The sequence below is a fragment of the Gordonia sp. KTR9 genome (assembly GCF_000143885.2).
Lineage (GTDB): Bacteria > Actinomycetota > Actinomycetes > Mycobacteriales > Mycobacteriaceae > Gordonia.
The window spans coordinates 4,695,658-4,713,788 of sequence record NC_018581.1 but is presented as its reverse complement, the minus strand read 5'-3'; the positions used below and the strand labels follow the sequence as shown (position 1 = coordinate 4,713,788).

Genomic DNA, 18,131 nt, shown 5'->3' with positions numbered 1-18,131 from the left:
GCGGGGCGGCTCAACCCTGGTCACCGCCGGCGACGGGCAGCACGGTCCCGGTGATGTACGACGCCTCGTCCGAGGCGAGGAAGCAGATGGCCGCTGCCTGCTCGTCGAGCGTTCCGTACCGGTGCATCGTCGACGACGACAGGGTCTGGTCGATGTGCGCCTGGTACCACCGCGCTTCGGTGTCGCTGCGCGGTTCCGGGGTGCCGCGTGAGATGCGGCGCGGAGGTGCGTCGGTTCCGCCCGGAGCCGTGGCGACGACCCGGATGCCCTCGTCGGCGTACTCCAACGCCAGGGACGCGGTCAGCGCGTTGACCGCACCCTTGGCCGCGGAATAGGGAATCCGGTGGATTCCCCGGGTCGCGGCGGACGAGACGTTGACGATCACGCCGCGTCCTGATCGCACCATCGACGGCAGTGCCGCGCGGCAGGTGAAGAGTGTGGTCATCAGCGAGCGGTCGATCTCGGCGCGGATCTGTTCGTCGGTGAATTCGGTGAACGGTTTGAAGTTGATCGCACCGCCCACGTTGTTGATGAGGACGTCGACGCGGCCGAAGGAGTCGATCGCACGCCGGACGACGGCCTCGGCGCCGCCGAAGGTCTCGAGGTCGGCGACGGCCGGCACCGCACCGGTGCCGGTTCCGGCGAGCTCGCGGGCGACGTCGTCGACCAGTTCGGAACGGTCGGCCAGCACGACCTGCCCGCCCTCGGCGCTGATCCGCCGGGCGGTCTGTTCCCCGATACCCTGCGCGGCGCCGGTGATCACCACGACCTTGCCGGTGAACCGGCCCGGGGTGACGAAACGCGGCCGCCGCGAGCCGATCTCGTCGGACATCGCCCGTCGCATGGTCTGCTTGGAACGGTCGGCGTGGGCGACGATCAACTCACGGGCGGCGTCGTGGTCGCCGGAGGTGAACGCGGTCACGATGTCGACGTGATCCTGGGCGCACAGCGGGTGACACCACGTCGCGTTCCGCAACACCTCGCTCATGCGGCCCTTCACACCGAGGGCCTTGTAGGCCTCGAGCAGGTGATCGTTGCCGGTGAGCAGGAACAGATAGTCGTGGAACGCGGCGTTGGTCTCGGTGTATTCGGCGGAATCGACGAACCGGTCGCCGTCGACGTAGGGCACCGTGGCGTCGGCGAGCAACCGGTAGCCCGCCAGCTGCTGGGTGGACAATCGGCCGAAAGTCAGTTCGAGTGCACCCAATTCGAGTGCGGCCCGTGCCTCGAAGAGCGCGTCGGACTCGGTGATCTCCGGATGCTCTTCACCGATCTGGTATCCGTGTGACCCGATGACTGTCGGTGCGGGGGACGCGTCGCGGTCGGGAGTCTCCGGCGGGGTGGGCGTCGGTGCGGGATGGGTGGTCAGCGCGGTGATGTCCGATGCGGCGAACATCTCCTGTCCGGCTATGGAGCGGGCGGTTGCGCCGGGCTGTGACACGGTGGCCTGGATCGTCTCGGCGTCCACATCGACGGTCGGGGCACCCGAGCCGTGGGGCCAGATGAGTTGACCGGCTATGCGGGCGCGGGAGTCCTCGGTCGCGGCGGGGCGGGTGCCCGACCACGCGTCGAGTTCCGTGGACGGGAGTGTTTCCTGCCCCGCGATCGCCCGCGCGTCCGGCACGAGCAGGAGGGCGGCGGTGCGATCCGGCACGCCGGTGTCATCCGCCAGAGCGGTCATCGCCGGGTCGTCTTCGGGCGCCTCGTCGCGAACGACCTCCGTGTCGATCACGCTGCCCGCGTCCGAGCCGACGTCGACATCAGCAGCCGGTTGCGCAGCGAGTGCGAACTTCTCGTAGTAGAAACCGGTCGGCTCGATTCCGGCCTCTGCCACATGCTGTCGTACCGACTCCACCATCGGCGGAGGACCGCAGAGGTAGATCGCCACGTCGCCGTCGTTGAGGTGGTCCGGGCCGATCAGGCTCATCACGTACCCCTTGTTGGGTGCCGAACTCGCCGGATCGGAGACACAGTGGTCCCACGTGAACCCGGGTAGCCGGCCGGCGAGCCACTCGATCTCGTCGACAACCACCAGGTCGACGTCGCTGGACACGCCATAGACGAGGTGGACCGAGCGTCGGCTGTTGTCCGAGTCCAACTTCCGCAGCATGGACAGGATCGGGGCCAACCCGGTCCCGCCGGCGAGCAACAGCACCGGCCGGTCGGCCTCGCGGAGAAAGAAGGAACCGTGCGGACCGGTGAACGCGATCGGCTCGCCCCGGGTTGCACGTTCGGTGAGATAGGTCGACATGGCCCCGCCGGGGGTCAGCTTGATCAGGAAGATCAGTCGATCCTCGTGCGGTCCGTTGGCGAACGAGTACGACCGGGTGACCGGGTTGCCGTGTCCGTCATCGATGCCGGGGATCTCGAGGTTCACGTACTGACCCGGCAGGAACGCCAGTTGTCCGCGATTCTCGATGCGGATACCCAGCCGGATGGTGGATTCCGACAGCCGGTCGAGCTCGACGACGGTGCCGGTGAACCTGGCCGCCTGCGTCTTGGCGATGTCCGACGTCGCCGGGATCTGCAGAACCAGATCAGATCTCGGCTTCATGCAGCACGGCAGCGCAAAACCCTGCTCCGACTCGTCGTCGCTGAGGGCGTCCTCGATGTACGTGCCGCCGTCGTAGTCGCCGGACTCGCAGAACGACTTACACGTGCCGCATGCGCCGTCGCGGCAGTCGAGCGGGATGTTGATCCGCTGACGATACGACGCGTCGGCGACGGTCTGGTCCTCCCGGCACGTGATGAATCGGGTGACCCCGTCCTCGAAGGACAGTGCCACCTGGTGGGTGGTCGCGGTGTCGTCGGTGCCGGCGACATCCGACTCGGTGGTGACGGTCATGGACAGGTCCTCGTGTCAGAAGTGGTACACGTCGACGACGTGATGGATGTAGTCGTTCTTCAGCACGATCGTCTTGCGCCGGATCAGCGGATGCTCGCCGGAGAAGTCGATCGTGTAGAACGAGGTGCCGTAATACGGGTCGACGGTGTTGTATCGGAAATACATGGTGTGCCAGTTGAATCGGACGTCGACGAGGTCACCGCGCCGGTCGATGACCTCCACGTTGGTGATGTTGTGACTCGTCCGTGGCTCCGGCAGTGACGTCGCCGATGACCGTTCGGTGCGGATCCGGAACACCCGGTCCTCGAGGCCGCCCTTGTTGCCGTAGTAGATGAGGGAGATCTCGCGGTGCGGGTCCTCGGTGAGGCGGTCCCGGTCGTCCCACGACGGCATCCAGTAGACGACGTCGTCGGCGTAACAGTCGAGCCACTTCTCGAACTCGCGGTCGTCGAGGTGACGCGCCTCCCGATAGAGGAACTGCTCGATCATGTTCTGGGTGATGAGTTTCCCGGTCGCGTCGGTGCCGCCTCGGGGGGACGCCGGTGCAGGGGAATCGGTGTGGGCGTTCGTCATGGCCATCCCTTTCAGTGCTCGGTGGCGGAGATGCGTTGTTCGGCGGCAGCTGCGGCACGCATCGTCTCGAGCCAGTAGCCGTGCTGGACGGGGTAGAGGCCCTCGTCCTCGTTCTTGACGCCGGCCGAGATCACCCCGGTCATACCCAGCGATTCGGCGACGGGGTCGGGCCCGGTGAGCCAGTGCTCGGCGCCTCGGCTCATGTCGTTCCACGGCGCGGCCTGCGCCCGGAACGTGAGCTGGCACGAGCGGAACTCCTCGAGGTCGTCGGGCGTGGCCATGCCGGAGGCGTTGAAGAAGTCCTCGTACTGACGGATGCGGTGCGCCCGTGCGGAGTCGCTCTCCCCCTTGGGGGCGATGCAGTAGATGGTGACCTCGGTCTTGTCCGGGGCGATCGGGCGGAAGTGGCGGATCTGCGTCGAGAACTGGTCCATCAGATAGACATTCGGGTACAGGCACAGGTTGCGCGAACCCTTCACCATGAACTCGCCCTTGGCGTCGCCGTGGATCTCCTTGAGATGCTCCAGCGAATCCCACAGCGGACGGTCCTGCGGATTGGCCGCCCAGGTCCACAGGCACAGGTGACCGTTGGGATAGGACCAGTAACCGCCGCCGGACTTCCCCCAACCGCCGGCGTCGAGTGCCTTGGTGTCGTTCTTCGACTCGCCGGTGCCGCGACGAGACGTGGTGGCCGCGTAATTCCAGTGGGTGGCGGTGACGTGGTAACCGTCGGCGCCGTTCTCCGCCTGCACCTTCCAGTTCCCGTCGAAGGTGTAGGTGGATGCGCCGCGCAGGACCTCGAGTCCGTCGGGGGACTGGTCGACGAGCATGTCGATGACCATGCGCGTGTCGCCGAGATGGTCGGCGAGCGAACTGACGTCGTCGTTCAGGCTGCCGAACAGGAAGCCGCGGTAGCTCTCGAACCGGGCGACCTTGGTCAGGTTGTGCGAACCGTCGACGTCGAAGGTGTCCGGGTAACCGGCGCCGTCGGGGTCCTTGACCTTGAGCAGCGTGCCGTCGTTGCGGAAGGTCCACCCGTGGAACGGACAGGTGAGGGTCATCCGGTTGTCGGTCTTGCGCCGGCAGATCATCGCACCGCGGTGCGCGCAGGCGTTGATCAGGCAGTGCAGTTCACCGTTCTTGTCGCGGGTGATGACCACGGGCTGCCGACCGATGTAGGTGGTGAAGTAGTCGCCGGGCTCGGGGACCTGACTCTCGTGTGCGAGGTAGATCCAGTTGCCCTCGAAGATGTGTTTTATCTCCAGCTCGAAGATGTCCTCATCGGTGAAGATCCGTCGATTGGCGCGATAGACGCCGGCGTCACGGTCGTCGACGACCGCGTCGCCGAGGACCGAGTTCACATGGTTCAGGTGTTCCGATACTGACGCGGTCATGGTCGTATACCTCCAGAAAATGGGCTGCTCTCTGCACTGTGGCAGTACGTGGTGGCGATCACACCGGGGTAATTGCCAGTCCTGGCCCAGTAGTCAATTGATCGATGTGATTGATCAATCGACGTAATTCATGTCTTTGTCATGTATGGATCGACGCTCTACCGTGAGACGTGTCCGCGGTCACAACCGCGGTGTCGATCACTACGAGACGAGGCGGGTCATGGAGCTACGGCACCTGCGGTACTTCGCCGCCGTGGCCGACACCTGTCATTTCGGGCAGGCGGCGGAGTCGTTGCACGTGGCACAGCCCGCGCTGTCGTACGCCATCCGCCAGCTCGAGGCCGAGCTCGACGTCACCCTGTTCACGCGCACCACCCGCCAGGTGTCGCTCACCCCGGCCGGGCAGTACCTCCGGGTCCAGGCCGAACGGATCCTCGCCGGCGTGGACGAAGCCGTGGACGGCGTGCGTCGGATCGCCGCCGGCCGCAGCGGCCTCGTCCGGGTCGGTATCACCGGTATCGCCGCCTTCTCCCACCTTCCGCGTATCGCACGAGTCGTCAAGCGCGAGTTGCCCGACGTGGATCTCCGTATCCGGTCCGACATGCTCACGCCGGGGCAGTGCGATGCCCTGCGGGCAGGCAGCCTCGACCTCGGGGTGCTCCGCCCGCCGGCGATCGGTGAGGGCATCGCGACGAAGGTGATCGATGTCGAGCCGATGGTGCTCGCGGTGTCGGTCGATCACCGCCTCGCCGTCGAACCCGTGGTCTCGGTCGCCGACCTTCGCAACGAGCCGTTCGTGCTCTACGACAGCCGGGACTCGGCGGTCAACGATGCCGCGGTGCGTGCCTGTCGCGCAGCGGGTTTCGTTCCGCATCGGGCTCACCAGGCGCCGGGTACCGCCGTGCTGCTGGCGCTGGTCGCCGCCGGCCTGGGTGTCTCCCTGCTGCCTGCCTCGGTGCGTTCACTGCCTCTCGACGGCCTCGTGGTGCGCGACCTCGCCGACGCCGACACCGTCGAGGTCGCACTCGCGTGGAGGTCGGGCGCCGACGACCCGGTCGTCGCCGCGGTCGCCGAGGTCATCGCCGGCGCCTTCGCCCCCGATCCCGGCGAGACCCCGCTCGCCGACCATCGTTCCGTGAGCGCCCGTCCGGGTGCGCGATCTGGAGAGACATCGTGAAAATCACTGCTGTGGAGGCGATACCGTTCGCCATCCCCTACGTGAAGCCGCTGCGGTTCGCCTCCGGTGAGGTGCACGCCGCGACCCACGTGCTGGTCCGGGTGCACACCGACGCCGGGGTGGTCGGCGTCGCCGAGGCGCCGCCCCGGCCCTTCACCTACGGGGAGACCCAGGACGGCATCATCGCCGTGATCGAGGGCATCTTCGCGCCAGCCGTCGTCGGTCTGACCCTGCTCGAGCGTGAGGTCGTCGCCGCCCGGATGGCCCGGACGATCGGCAATCCGGCCGCGAAATCGGCTGTGGACATGGCGATCTGGGACGCCCTGGGCAAGGTTCTCGGACTCCCGGTCGGCGACATGCTCGGTGGTTACACCGACCGGATGCGGGTCAGCCACATGCTCGGTTTCGCCGAGCCGGCCGCGATGGTCGCCGAAGCCGAGAAAATGGTCGACACCTACGGGATCCGCACGTTCAAGGTGAAGGTCGGGCGTCACCCCGCCTCCCTCGACATCGCGGTCGTCCGCGCGCTCCGCGAGCGGTTCGGCGGCGACGTCGAACTGTACGTCGACGGCAACCGGGGCTGGACGGCCGCCGAGTCCGCGCGAGCCATGCGGGAGATGGCCGACCTCGATCTGTTGTTCGCCGAAGAGCTCTGTGACGCAGCAGATGTGCTAGGCCGGCGCTGGCTCGTCGAACAGCTGGCGGTGCCGTTCATCGCCGACGAATCGGTGCCCACCCCCGCCGACGTCACCCGCGAGATCCTCGGCCGGTCGGCGACCGCCATCAGCATCAAGACCGCACGCTCGGGGTTCACCACGTCGCGCCGCATCCACCACCTCGCCGAGGGCCTGGGCGTGCCGGTCGTCATGGGCAACCAGATCGACGGCCAGGTCGGGACGGCCTGTGCGCTCGCGTTCGGCAGCGCCTTCGATCTGACCTCGCGCTACGCCGGTGAGCTGTCGAACTTCCTCGACATGAGTGACGACCTGCTGGCCGAACCGCTGCAGATCCGTGACGGCCACCTGCACCGCTCGACCGCGCCGGGCATCGGTTTCGAGATCGATCCGGACAAGCTCGAGCAGTACCGCACCGACAACTGAAAGCACCGCCCCCCAACACCTCTCGTGGCAGCCCCACGAACCCGGAGCAACAAGGAGAAGGACATGACCACCACCGAGCATCCCCAGGAAGTCGCCACCGCCGCCGCGTCCGGCGCCTCGGCGACCGAGCGGTTCCACGCGGACAAGTCGCCGTTCGAGGCCGTCAAGGACACTCCGCCCGAGCGTGTCTCCACCCTCATCAACGAGGTCCTCGCCGGCGTGCACGAGACCATCCGCAAGCACAAGGTCACCTACGACGAGTACAACGCCCTGAAGGCGTGGCTCATCAACGTCGGTGAGGACGGGGAGTGGCCGCTGTTCCTCGACGTGTGGGTCGAGCACGTCGTCGAGGACGTCGCGACCGAGCACCGGCAGGGCAACAAGGGCAGCATCGAGGGCCCGTACTACGTCCCGGACGCACCGGAACTCGGCGCCAAGGGCACCCTCCCGATGCGCGACGACGAATCCGGCGATCCACTCCTGTGGACCGGTCAGGTCCGGTCGTGTGATGGCACCGCACTGGCCGGCGCCACGGTCGAACTCTGGCACGCCGACGACGACGGCTTCTACTCCCAGTTCGCCCCGGGGATCCCGGAGTGGAACCTCCGCGGCACCTTCACCGTCGACGACGACGGCCGGTTCGAGATCACCACCATTCGGCCCGCGCCGTACATGATCCCGACCGACGGCTCGTGCGGGAAGATGATCTCGGCTGCCGGGTGGCACCCGTGGCGTCCGGCGCACCTGCACCTCAAGGTGACGGCGCCCGGCCACGAGCAGCTCACCGCGCAGCTGTACTTCCCGGGCGACCCGCACAACGACGACGACGTCGCCAGCGCCGTCAAGCCCGAACTCGTGCTCGATCCGCAGGCCGACGGCAAGGGTGGCTACACGGTCTCCTACGACTTCGTGCTCGACCCGGAGAAGTGATGCTGTTCCACGTACGGATGGACGTCTCCATTCCCGACGATCTCGACCCCGACGTGCGGGCCGACACCGTCGCGAGGGAGAAGGCGTACTCCCAGGATCTGCAGCGGGCGGGCAAGTGGCCGCACATCTGGCGGATCGTCGGCGAGTACTCCAACTTCTCGATCTTCGACGTCGAGTCGAACGACGAACTGCACGCGCTGCTGTCGGGCCTGCCGCTGTTCCCGTATATGCAGATCAAGGTCACCCCGCTGGCGACCCATCCGTCGGACATCAACGGCCCCGCTGCTCCCTGAGCGAGCACTCAGGGCGCGGCAGATCGCAGGGTGAGCATCGTGATCTCCGGCGGGGCGAGGACCCGTACCGGGGGACCCCACGCCCCGGCGCCGCGGGTGGTGTACACGGCGGTGTCACCGACCTCGTCCAGGCCGGTGACGGTCGGCTGCTGGGCGCGTACCAGATAGCGGATGGGCCACATCTGCCCGCCATGGGTGTGGCCCGACAGCTGCAGGTCGACACCGAGATCGGAGGCCTCGAAGGCCTGCCGCGGCTGGTGGGCGAGCAACAGGACGAAGTCCTCGGCTGACAAACCCGACAGGGCGGCAGGCAGATCCGGTTCATACGGTTCCGGGGCGGTGTAGTCGTGGACCCCGGCCAGCTGGATCGTCGCGCCGTCGACCTCGAGGGGCACCCGGGCGTTGCGCAGCGTCCGCACGCCGAATTCTTCCCAGACGTCGAGCCACCGACCGCCGTCGTCGGCGTAGTACTCGTGGTTTCCGCTGACACCGAAGACGCCCAGCGGAGCCCGGAGATCGGCGAGCGGTTCGAGGGTGTCGCGGACGTACGGGATGGTCCCGTCGGTGAGGTCGCCGACGAGGACGACGAGGTCGGGCTCTTCCGCATTGACCTGATCGACGACGCGTTGCGTGAACGATGCGTCGCGGGCCGGACCCACGTGCAGATCCGACACCACGGCGATGCGCGTGCCATCGAACTGCGCGGGCAGTCCCGGCAGGGTGGCGTCGACGTCGACGACCTGCGGCCGGGATGCCTCGAACACCCCGTAACCGGTGATGGCGAGAGCGAGGACCACCACCGTCGCGGTGGCACCGCGGAGTCGGCCGAGCCGGCGGGCCGCGAGCGCGGGGGTGTCCTGTACACCCGACCGGCGTCGGCGGATCGACCGGACGACGTGCGCCGCGAACGAGACGAGGCCGATCACCGTGAGGCCCAGGAACAGATAGAGGACCGCCGCCATCCACACGAGGCCGACGAAGGCGAACGGCCGTGACCACGACGGGTCCACCGAGCGTCCGGCGGCGAAGCCGACGAGGACGAGTGCCCACAGCATCACCAGCAGTATGTCGGCGATGATCGACCACGGTCGGGGAAGCGCGGTGGCCCGGACGATGCGCCGGTGCAGCCAGAAGGTGATGAGTCCGAAGACGACGGCGGAGAACAGCGCCACGAACGGGACCCCCTGTTGTTGACGATGCTGTCGATGTCGACAGCGTTGACGTGAGTGCCCGGACTCGGGCGGTTCGTCCCATTCTTCCATCGCGGCCCGTTGGTACCCTCGCCGCCATGAGCGACGTCGTCATCGATCCACTCGACCTGGCCGAGATGCTGCTGGCGACGCCGCCGGTGCTGCTGGACGTGCGCTGGCAGTTGGGCGACTTCGACGGCCGGCGTGCGTATCGCGAGGGTCACATCCCCGGCGCGGTCTACGTCGACCTCGACTCCGAACTGGCGGCCCCGCCGTCGGGCCCGGTCGGCGGACGACACCCGTTGCCCGCCGTCGCCGACCTCCAGGACGCGGCCCGGCGATGGGGGATCGACGACGGCGTGCCGGTGGTGGTGTACGACGACTCCGGAAATCTCGCGGCCGCCCGCGCCTGGTGGCTGCTGCGCTGGGCCGGGATCGCCGACGTGCGACTCCTCGACGGCGGTCTCGCGGCATGGCGTGCCGAGGGCCTGCGGACGACGACAGGCGACGGCGGGCGGCCGCGACCCGGCAGGGTGACGCTCGCCGCCGGGCACCTGCCGGTCGCGACGATCGACGACGTGGCGGCCGGGCCGGAACACCTGCTCGACGCCCGCGCCGCCGAACGTTATCGGGGCGAGTCCGAACCGGTCGACCCGCGCGCGGGTCACATCCCCGGGGCCATCAGTGTCCCGACGGCGGACAACGTCGACGCGTCCGGGCGCTTCCGTCCGGCCGATGAGCTGCGGCGGCGATTCGCGGGTGTCGGCCTCGACCCGGAGACCGCGTCCGGCGCGGTGGTCTACTGCGGTTCCGGGATCAACGCGGCGCACCAGATCGCGGCGCTCGCCATCACCGGTATCGACGCAGCGCTGTTCCCGGGCTCGTTCTCGCAGTGGGCGTCGGACCCGCAGCGACACGTTGTCGAGGGTGACCGGCCAGGGCACTCCGGAGACCGGTCCGTCGGCCGACTCCCGGACTGACGCTGTCCACCGTCGGGACCACGGAGCGGAATCGCTGTTCCGAACCGGTCTCCGGGGCGTCGTGTGACGAACGACGGAGGAATCGGTCGGGGAGAGCCAGTTTGTGAACGGTGCGGAGCGCGAGCAGGTACTGATGTGCCAGGGAGCCCGTGGTGTAGGGAAGGTCGTAGCGCTCGCACAGCGCCTGCACGCGGCGGGAGATCTGACGATAGCGATTGCTTGGCAGGTCGGGAAACAGGTGGTGCTCGATCTGATAGCACAGGTTGCCGCTCATGAACGCCAGGACCGGTCCGGCACGAAAGTTCGCGCTGCCCAGCATTTGTCGTAGATACCAGAGCGGCCGGGTCTCGGATGCGAAGTCGCTCATGGTGAACTTCTCGGCGCCGTCGGGAAAGTGGCCGCAGAAGATCACCACGTACGCCCACAGGTTGCGGAGCACGTTCGCGGTGAGATTCGCGGTCATGGTCGAACGGAACGCGGGTCCGGTCAACGCGGGGAAGACGACGAAGTCCTTGAGGAGTTGCCTGCCGATCTTGCGGGAGAACTCGCGGCGGCTTCGCGCCCGTGGGGCCGGCGGTCTCGCGGGTGCCGCTTCCGCCGCCGCGGCCTCTCTGGCCTTCTCCGCGTCGAGGTCGTGCCTGGCGATGCCCCACTCGAATGTCAGTGCCAGCACGATGTTGGCGAGCGGTTGCAGCGCGTTGATCGGTCGCCACGGGAGGTCGCGGGTCATGCGGATGACGCCGAATCCGATGTCGTCGTCCATTCCGACGATGTTGGTGTAGACGTGATGGGAGTAGTTGTGTGCCTGCTTCCACTGGGCGGACGGCCCGACCTGGTCCCATTCCCACTTGGCGCTGTGCAGTTCGGGATCGTTCATCCAATCCCACTGCCCGTGCATGATGTTGTGGCCCAGTTCCATGTTCTCGATGATCTTCGCGCATGCGAGCAGGCCCGTTCCGACGATCCATGCCGGCCGGCGTCTGGAGAAGACCAACACCGCCCGTCCGGCGACCTCCAGCGATCGCTGCAGCGCGACGGCGCGGTGGATGTAGCGCGCATCGCTCGCGCCCCGATCGGCCTCGACGTCGGACCGTATCGAGTCCAGTTCGCAAGCGAGCGAATCGATGTCGGCGTCAGAGAGGTGTGCGTACCCCGCGATGTCGGTGATGGCCATGTCTGCTCCAGTCTGCACCCGGCACACTCATCACCCTGGCTGCTCGCCCCAGGGTGCCTGAGCGGTGTGCAGGTGGCGGGTTCTCCCCATCACCAGTGCGTGGCGGTGGGGTACCCAGCCGACGGGCGGATGAACCCGGATCACGACGGATCGTCGGGAGTTCTCCGTCACAATGCGGTCTCGCCGGTCTCGGGGTACCCGGCGGTCGGGCCGAGATCTGTGACCGCCGGGTACCCGGCGGTGGTGGCCGGGGAGGTTCAGGCCGCGAACACCGACAGACGTGCGGGTTCCTCGACGACCGAGTAGTGCGTCGCGTCGCCCTGGAGAATCTGGCTGGACTGACCGTGGACGTCCACCGGTACATCGCCGGCCAGCGTGATGCGGTGCAGTTCGCGCCTCTGGTTGCCGAAGTCGGCGATGCCATAGTGCTGCGTGGCGCGGTTGTCCCAGATCGCCACGTCGCCGAGCTTCCAATTCCACCGGAAGGTGTTCTCAAGCTTGGTGATCCGTGCCTGCAGAAGCTGGTAGAGGTCGGCGAACTCCGCACTCTTGAGACCGCGGAACTCCTTGGCGAAGTGCCCGAGCAGCAGGCTGCGTTCGCCGGTCTCGGGATGGACGCGGACGACGGGGTGCAGCGTCTGGTACTCCGAGCTGGTGAACTCCTTGTAGTGATCGGCCTTGCGGCTGACGTCGACTCCGCCCGACGGCTCCGACTGGCTGACGTAGTCGTACAGGTTGGTGTGGGTGGCCCACAATTCCTCGGCCAGCGCGCGCAGCGGTTTCGGCAGCTGTTCGTAGGCCGCCACCGTCGACGCCCAGGTGGTCGCGCCGCCGTAGGCCGGCAGCGTCACGGCGCGGAGAATGGACGCCTTCGGGATGCGATCGACGAACGTCACGTCCGAGTGCCAGCTGTTCGCCGCACCTTCGATGGTCAGCAACTGCTCACCGCGTGAGGTCACCGTGGGATGAGGTGCGGTGGGATCGCCCAGGAGCTCGGCGAAGGCGTACTGGCTGTCGTCGTCGAGCTGATCCTGGCCTTCGAAGACGATCGTCTTGTTGATCGCGAGCGCCAGCCGGATCGCCTCCACCTGTTCCGGGGCGATGTCCCCGCCGAGCCGCACCTGTCCGACGCGGGCCCCGATGTGCTCGCCGAGCTTGTCGACGGTGATCCCCGCGTCGCGGTAGACCCGATGAGCCGCCTGCTCGCGCTCGGTCCGGTCCTCGATCTGCGCCAAGGTCATCTCGTGTCCTCTCTTCTCGATGTCGTTTCGTGGCAATCGGATTCATGAGATCACCACGATGGCGATGCGATCGAGGTAATCGCTCACGGTGATCGGAAGCGTCAGTCCGCCGAGGACTCGGCGGCCTGGTCGATCTCGCGCCGGACATCGGCGGGGACCCGCACCGTTCCGGGGCGGTAGGTCACCGCGCGAAGCGCTGGGCCGAACCGGAACACGCCCCGGCGCCTCCGGAGATCGGGATCCACCGGCCCGCGGGCGTCCACGCCCACCGAGATGCCCGTCCACGGCGCCATGCCGACCAGCTGCACCTGATCGTCGAGCTTCGCGATGACCGACGAATGTTCGCCGGCCGCCGCCTCGATCGTGAATCCCCAGCGCACCGAGGGCGTCGCGACGGCATGGACGACGAGCCGGGTGGTACCCGACGGCACCGGACCCGACACCCGGTGCCGGCGACCGTAGGCGTTGAACACGAAATGCGCCGAGCCCGACTCGACATACAGCAGGTACCCGCCCTGGGGGTCTCCATGCGCGACCACGACGCCCTCGGCGTCGGGAGTCCATCCGTCGAGTTCGGCCTCGATGTCGAAGTCGCGGTAGGCGATCAATCGACTCGAGCGGTACCGCTCCAGGGCCGGCGTGCCGGCGAGGATCCGCACCGGGTCGCTCAGGCGCTCCTCCGCGGGCCGGCGGCGGGACTGTGCCGCGGGCGAGTCGAACAGCGGGAACACCGTGTTGTGCCACGCCGCCTCGTCCCAGGCACGGGCCAGCTCGGTGACCTTGTCGGGATGCGTCGCAGCCAGATCGCGGGTCTCGGCGGGATCGTTCGTGACGTCGTACAGTTCCCAGACCGGATCGTCCACCGCCGCCGGATCCTGATGCAAGGACACCAGTTTCCAACCGTCGCGATAGAACCCGCGATGTCCGCCGAACTCGGCGTACTGCTCGATGTGGGGAGACTCCGCAGACGGATTCCGGAGGAAATCCACGACACTCACGCCGTCCCGCTCCTGGGCGGGCCGTCCGTGCCGGTGGGTGGGGGTGTCCACCCCGGCGAGTTCGAGGAGCGTCGGGACGACGTCGGTCACGTACGAGAACTGCCGTCGCACGCCATTGTCCCGGGGGTCTCGCGACAGGCCGGCGGGCCACGAGATGACGAACGGCACCCGGACGCCGCCGGCGAAGGTCTGGCCCTTGTAGAAGCGGAACGGCGTGTTCGACGCCTGGCCCCAGCCACGCGGATAGTGCACCCCCAGCTCGGGTGACCCGATGAGATCCTCGTCGTGCGGTACGTCGCGCTCCCAGTCCGGCGGCACCGGCCCGTGGACGAATTGACTGAAATACGAACGGGTCCCGGACGGGCCGCCTTCGGCGGTCCCGCCGTTGTCCGAGGTGAAGACGACGATGGTGTTGTCGAGCTCGCCGAGTTCGTCCAGCGTGTCCAGGACCCGGCCGACGCTCTGGTCGACGCTGTCGACCATGGCGGCGTAGACCTCCTGGTAGCGCTGGAAACGCCGCTTCTCCTCGACCGTGAGGTCCGCCCACGGCGGGGCGTCGTATCCCGGTTCGGTGTTGCGCTCGGCCATGCGGGTACCGGCGTCGAACAACCCCTCCGCTTTCTGGCGCTCGAAGCGTTGTTGTCGCACGACATCCCAGCCGTCGGCATACCGGCCGCGGTATCTGGCGAGATCGGACTCCTTCACCTGGTGCGGACCGTGCATCGCGATGTGAGCGAAGTACAGGAAGAACGGCTTGGTGGGGTCCTGTGCGCGCAGACTCTTGATCTGCCCGATGGCGCGATCGGTGAGGTCGTCGGTGACGTAGTAGTCCTCGGGATACGTCTCGACGTCGACGACCGAGTTGTCGGCGATGAGCTGATTGGGGTAGAAGAACGAGTTGAGGCCCTCGAGCGAACCGTAGTAGCTGTCGAAACCGCGCTGCAGCGGCCATGATCCCCGGTCGCGTCCCGGACCCATGTTCGCGTCGCGGACCAGATGCCATTTCCCGACGGCGTAGGTCGCATAACCGGATTCACGGAGGATCTCCGGCAGCGCCAGCACGTCGTCGGCCAATTCGAGACGGAGGCCGGGAAAACCCGGGTCCGAGTTCGCGACGCTCCCGTAGCCCGCGCGATGCGGGTTGAGGCCGGTGAGCAGAGCGGCTCGTGCCGGTGAACACACCGGGGTGGTGTGATAGTTGCTCAACCGGATTCCGTTGCGCGCCAGCCGATCGAGATTGGGTGTGTCGATCTCGGCGCCGAACGGCGCGATGTCCGAGTAACCCATGTCGTCGATGAGGACGACCACGATGTTGGGCGCTCCGGGCGGCGCGGACTTCTCCTCGGGCCACCAGGGTTCCGACTGCGAGGTGGTCCGCCCGACCACACCGCCGAAACCCTGGTAATTGCGGGCATTCTCGGGAATCGTGGGCGGGTTGCGGTCAGCCACGTGGCGGTCCTCCTGTCGTCGCGTCCGGGTTGTCGGGACACCGGGCACGACGCACGGTGCCGTACGGCCCCACGGGTGTCAAGGGTTCCATCCCGGTGAAATCGAAGGACGCATCTCCGAGTGGCCGACGGCCAGAATGGGCGTCGAACATTCGCTCGTGGATGTCGACGCCCCACATCCCGGTCCGCGCTGCGGCGCACTTGCGCAGCCATCACAGAAACGCCGAAACCATATGCTCCGACGTCGAAGCGTCCGTGTGTGCTGCACACTGGTCGTGGTCATCGCGACCCTGTTCGCGGTGGCCGGTTGCCAGTCCGCCGTGTCCCGGCAACAGAACTCCACGGTCCGATCGCTGCAGCCGGGTGAACCCGTACCGCGCGGCGGCGAGCTGCGGGTCGGCGTGCTCAACGACCTGAGTCCGAAAGCCTTTCTGCAGATCGGAACCGGTGCGCTCAACGGTCATGTCGTGGCGAACACCTACGACACACTGATCCGCTACGCACGGGACTCGCTCACCGTCGAGCCCTCGCTGGCGACCGGCTGGCAGCTGTCCCCGGACGGACGGTCGCTGGCCCTGGATCTGCGCCGGGACGTGACGTTCCACGACGGCCGGCCGTTCGTGGCCACGGACGTGGAGCATTCGATCAGGGCATACGTCGGTGGGCCGTGGACCCCGCAGTTCAAACGAACGGCCGCGGCCATCACCGGCTTCGACACCACCGACCCGCACCGCATCGTGCTCGAATTCGCCCATCCGCTGAGCAACATCTTCGACCTGCTCGACTCGGCTCCCGTCATCGACGGGAACACGTTGGCAGACCTCAAGGCGGGCAAGCGGTTCAACGGCACCGGCCCGTTCCGGTTCGAGTCATGGCAACCGAATTCCGCGGTCCGCCTGGTGCGTAACGAACGGTATTGGGGCGGCGCGCCTCCTCTGGACGCCGTCCGGTTCGTGGTGGTCAAGGACCAGCAATCGTTGTCCACCCGCCTGCGGACGGGGCAGCTCGACGTGGCGGAGGGACTCAGCCACCACGACCAGCAACTGGTCACCTCGCGGTACGGCTTCGAGGAGATCACCCTGACCGGTGCCGAGTCTCAGCAGTATGTCGGCATCAATGTCACCAATCCGGTGCTGTCCGACGTCCGGGTCCGCCACGCCATCGCGTACGCGATCGACCGGGAACGGATCATCTCCGATGTCTATCGGGGGAGTGGATACCCGGTGAACCTGCCGTGGCCGGAATGGTCGCCGGCCTTCCGGCCCGACGACAACGCGACCTACACCCGCGATCTCCCTCGGGCACGGGCCCTGCTCGCCGAAGTCGGTCCCGTTCCTCCGCTGTCGCTGGACTTCTCGACGCAGGGCGTCGACCGGATCATCGCCGAGATCGTCCAGTCCAACCTCAAGGACATCGGGATCACCGTGGAGCTGGTACCCAACGACCGGACCCAGCAGGCATCGAAGCTCATCGGCGGCGAGTTCGCCGGATTGTGGTTGCTGCAACACGGTTTCGCTCAGTTCACTCCGTCGACACTCGCGGTGTCGGCGTATCCGTTCAATGCGGCCAAGAACTCGTCGAACTATGTGAACGCGGCGTACGCGGCCGCGGCCGAGGCGGCGTGGACCGTTCCGGACGGCTCATCGCCGGAAGCCCTCGCCGCCTACCGGCAACTCGACGACATCTGGCTGCGTGACCTGTTCCTCGTCGAGGTGGGTGTCGTGCTGATGAAGGTGGCGACCGCGGCCTCCGTGGGCAACATCGACTGGGACCGGCGCAACCAACTCCATCTCGCCAACGCATTTCTCACCTCGGCAGGGAAGCAGTAGACATGTTCGGATACCTGGCCCGTCGGCTGCCGACCGCCATCATCGTGCTCGCGGTCGCGTCGTTGCTCATCTTCTCCATCGTCCGACTCATCCCGGGTGGCCCCGAGGCGGCTCTCGCCGGGCCCGACGCGTCGCCGGAGGCACTCGAGGCCATCCGGCACGACCTCGGTCTGGACCGCGGCTTCATCGCGCAGTACGCCACCTGGATCGGCAGTCTCCTGACCCTCGACTTCGGCCAGAGCTATCAGGTCGGCGGCAGCATCGGCGACCTCATCGCCTACGGCCTGACGAACACACTGATCCTCACCGGTGCCGCGCTCGTCGTCGCGCTGGTGTTGGCCTTCGGGCTGAGCCTGGCGGCGACGCTGTGGGACAACAGGATCGTCAACGCCGTGCTCACGAGCGTGAACGCGGCCGCGATCGCATTGCCGACGTTCGTCGTCGGGACCGTGCTGATCCTGGTGTTCGGGGTCCGCCTCCGATGGCTGCCGGCCGGCGGAACACCACCCGACGGATTCACCGACAGTCTGCAGATCAGCGCGCAGTATCTGCTGCTGCCCGCACTCACGCTCGGCCTCCCGGCGGGCGCCATGCTGGCACGGTTCCTCACCGAGTCGATCCGCACCGAGTTGCGGCAGCCCTACGTGCTGACCGCCCGCGCGCTGGGGGTGTCGCATTCCGACATCGTCGTGAGACACGCTCTGCGCAACGCTCTTCCACCCACTCTCACCGCTCTCGGACTGACGGTCGGTGCGCTGCTCGGAGGCGCTGTGCTGGTCGAGTCGATTTTCGGGTGGCCCGGCCTCGGTCTCCTCACCGAGGAGGGGATCTTCTCGCGCGACTACCCCCTCGTCCAGGTGCTCGTCCTGCTCTCGGTGGCCGTTTTCGTGATCATCCAGTTGCTGGCCGACATCGCGCATGCCTGGCTCGACCCCCGTATCCGTCTGGCAGGTGAATAG

Annotated in this window: 13 protein-coding genes and 1 pseudogene; 7 read left to right on the top strand and 7 right to left on the bottom strand. The window is 67.4% G+C overall.

The window, feature by feature from the left end:
* Window positions 1-10 precede the first annotated feature (10 nt).
* From benC to benA, 3 genes are read right to left on the bottom strand one after another with little or no spacing between them, the layout of a single operon-like run.
* Window positions 11-2,845 (bottom strand): benzoate 1,2-dioxygenase electron transfer component BenC, encoded by a 2,835-nt coding sequence (gene benC / locus KTR9_RS21745; protein ID WP_014928145.1) that lies wholly within the window; start codon window positions 2,843-2,845, stop codon window positions 11-13.
* A gap of 15 nt (window positions 2,846-2,860) precedes the next feature.
* A complete protein-coding gene (gene benB, locus KTR9_RS21740) occupies window positions 2,861-3,418 on the bottom strand; it encodes a benzoate 1,2-dioxygenase small subunit (protein WP_014928144.1) in 558 nt (185 codons plus the stop codon).
* 11 nt (window positions 3,419-3,429) lie between these two features.
* The gene (gene benA / locus KTR9_RS21735) at window positions 3,430-4,812 is read right to left on the bottom strand and encodes a benzoate 1,2-dioxygenase large subunit (RefSeq protein WP_014928143.1); all 1,383 of its coding nucleotides are present in this window, start codon (window positions 4,810-4,812) and stop codon (window positions 3,430-3,432) included.
* 220 nt (window positions 4,813-5,032) lie between these two features.
* Here benA and KTR9_RS21730 point away from each other — a divergent pair, with 220 nt between their 5' ends.
* The 4 genes from KTR9_RS21730 to catC all read left to right on the top strand — a co-directional run bounded on the left by KTR9_RS21730 (window position 5,033) and on the right by catC (window position 8,312).
* Window positions 5,033-5,989 carry a LysR family transcriptional regulator gene (locus tag KTR9_RS21730; protein WP_014928142.1) on the top strand — a complete coding sequence of 319 codons (957 nt, stop codon included), beginning with the start codon at window positions 5,033-5,035 and terminating at the stop codon, window positions 5,987-5,989.
* On the top strand, window positions 5,986-7,089 hold the full coding sequence (locus KTR9_RS21725; RefSeq protein WP_014928141.1) for a mandelate racemase/muconate lactonizing enzyme family protein: 1,104 nt from the start codon (window positions 5,986-5,988) through the stop codon (window positions 7,087-7,089). Before KTR9_RS21730 ends, KTR9_RS21725 begins: the two co-directional genes overlap by 4 nt.
* 63 nt (window positions 7,090-7,152) lie before the next feature.
* Window positions 7,153-8,019, top strand: coding sequence for a catechol 1,2-dioxygenase (gene catA / locus KTR9_RS21720; RefSeq protein WP_014928140.1), 867 nt, complete (start codon window positions 7,153-7,155; stop codon window positions 8,017-8,019).
* Window positions 8,019-8,312 carry a muconolactone Delta-isomerase gene (gene catC / locus KTR9_RS21715; RefSeq protein ID WP_014928139.1) on the top strand — a complete coding sequence of 98 codons (294 nt, stop codon included), beginning with the start codon at window positions 8,019-8,021 and terminating at the stop codon, window positions 8,310-8,312. The genes catA and catC overlap by 1 nt, the downstream gene beginning before the upstream one ends.
* An 8-nt stretch (window positions 8,313-8,320) precedes the next feature.
* Here the strand turns inward: catC and KTR9_RS21710 are convergent, their stop codons facing one another.
* A complete protein-coding gene (locus KTR9_RS21710) occupies window positions 8,321-9,484 on the bottom strand; it encodes a metallophosphoesterase (RefSeq protein ID WP_014928138.1) in 1,164 nt (387 codons plus the stop codon).
* A 116-nt stretch (window positions 9,485-9,600) separates the two neighbouring features.
* Here KTR9_RS21710 and KTR9_RS21705 point away from each other — a divergent pair.
* Window positions 9,601-10,440, top strand: a pseudogene (locus KTR9_RS21705) (sulfurtransferase); the annotation flags it as partial.
* Here the strand turns inward: KTR9_RS21705 and KTR9_RS27085 are convergent.
* The 3 genes from KTR9_RS27085 to KTR9_RS21690 form a co-directional block, all read right to left on the bottom strand.
* On the bottom strand, window positions 10,352-11,656 hold the full coding sequence (locus KTR9_RS27085; RefSeq protein ID WP_193363206.1) for a fatty acid desaturase: 1,305 nt from the start codon (window positions 11,654-11,656) through the stop codon (window positions 10,352-10,354). The pseudogene KTR9_RS21705 and the gene KTR9_RS27085 overlap by 89 nt on opposite strands.
* 257 nt (window positions 11,657-11,913) lie before the next feature.
* Window positions 11,914-12,897 carry a TauD/TfdA dioxygenase family protein gene (locus tag KTR9_RS21695; protein WP_014928135.1) on the bottom strand — a complete coding sequence of 328 codons (984 nt, stop codon included), beginning with the start codon at window positions 12,895-12,897 and terminating at the stop codon, window positions 11,914-11,916.
* A 101-nt stretch (window positions 12,898-12,998) separates the two neighbouring features.
* Entirely contained in the window at window positions 12,999-15,344 is a 2,346-nt protein-coding gene (locus tag KTR9_RS21690; protein ID WP_044507260.1) for an arylsulfatase, read from the bottom strand.
* 232 nt (window positions 15,345-15,576) lie between these two features.
* Between KTR9_RS21690 and KTR9_RS21685 the strand changes: the two genes are divergently transcribed.
* Entirely contained in the window at window positions 15,577-17,172 is a 1,596-nt protein-coding gene (locus KTR9_RS21685) for an ABC transporter substrate-binding protein (RefSeq protein WP_014928133.1), read from the top strand.
* Between the two features lie 2 nt (window positions 17,173-17,174).
* On the top strand, window positions 17,175-18,131 hold the full coding sequence (locus KTR9_RS21680; protein WP_014928132.1) for an ABC transporter permease: 957 nt from the start codon (window positions 17,175-17,177) through the stop codon (window positions 18,129-18,131).

Coding starts and splice junctions, on each gene's coding strand:
- benC (WP_014928145.1), bottom strand. CDS start 2,845: ATGACCGTCACCACCGAGTCGGATGTCGCCGGCACCGACGACACCGCG.
- KTR9_RS21730 (WP_014928142.1), top strand. CDS start 5,033: ATGGAGCTACGGCACCTGCGGTACTTCGCCGCCGTGGCCGACACCTGT.
- benA (WP_014928143.1), bottom strand. CDS start 4,812: ATGACCGCGTCAGTATCGGAACACCTGAACCATGTGAACTCGGTCCTC.
- benB (WP_014928144.1), bottom strand. CDS start 3,418: ATGACGAACGCCCACACCGATTCCCCTGCACCGGCGTCCCCCCGAGGC.
- catA (WP_014928140.1), top strand. CDS start 7,153: ATGACCACCACCGAGCATCCCCAGGAAGTCGCCACCGCCGCCGCGTCC.
- KTR9_RS27085 (WP_193363206.1), bottom strand. CDS start 11,656: ATGGCCATCACCGACATCGCGGGGTACGCACACCTCTCTGACGCCGAC.
- catC (WP_014928139.1), top strand. CDS start 8,019: ATGCTGTTCCACGTACGGATGGACGTCTCCATTCCCGACGATCTCGAC.
- KTR9_RS21685 (WP_014928133.1), top strand. CDS start 15,577: ATGCTCCGACGTCGAAGCGTCCGTGTGTGCTGCACACTGGTCGTGGTC.
- KTR9_RS21695 (WP_014928135.1), bottom strand. CDS start 12,897: ATGACCTTGGCGCAGATCGAGGACCGGACCGAGCGCGAGCAGGCGGCT.
- KTR9_RS21680 (WP_014928132.1), top strand. CDS start 17,175: ATGTTCGGATACCTGGCCCGTCGGCTGCCGACCGCCATCATCGTGCTC.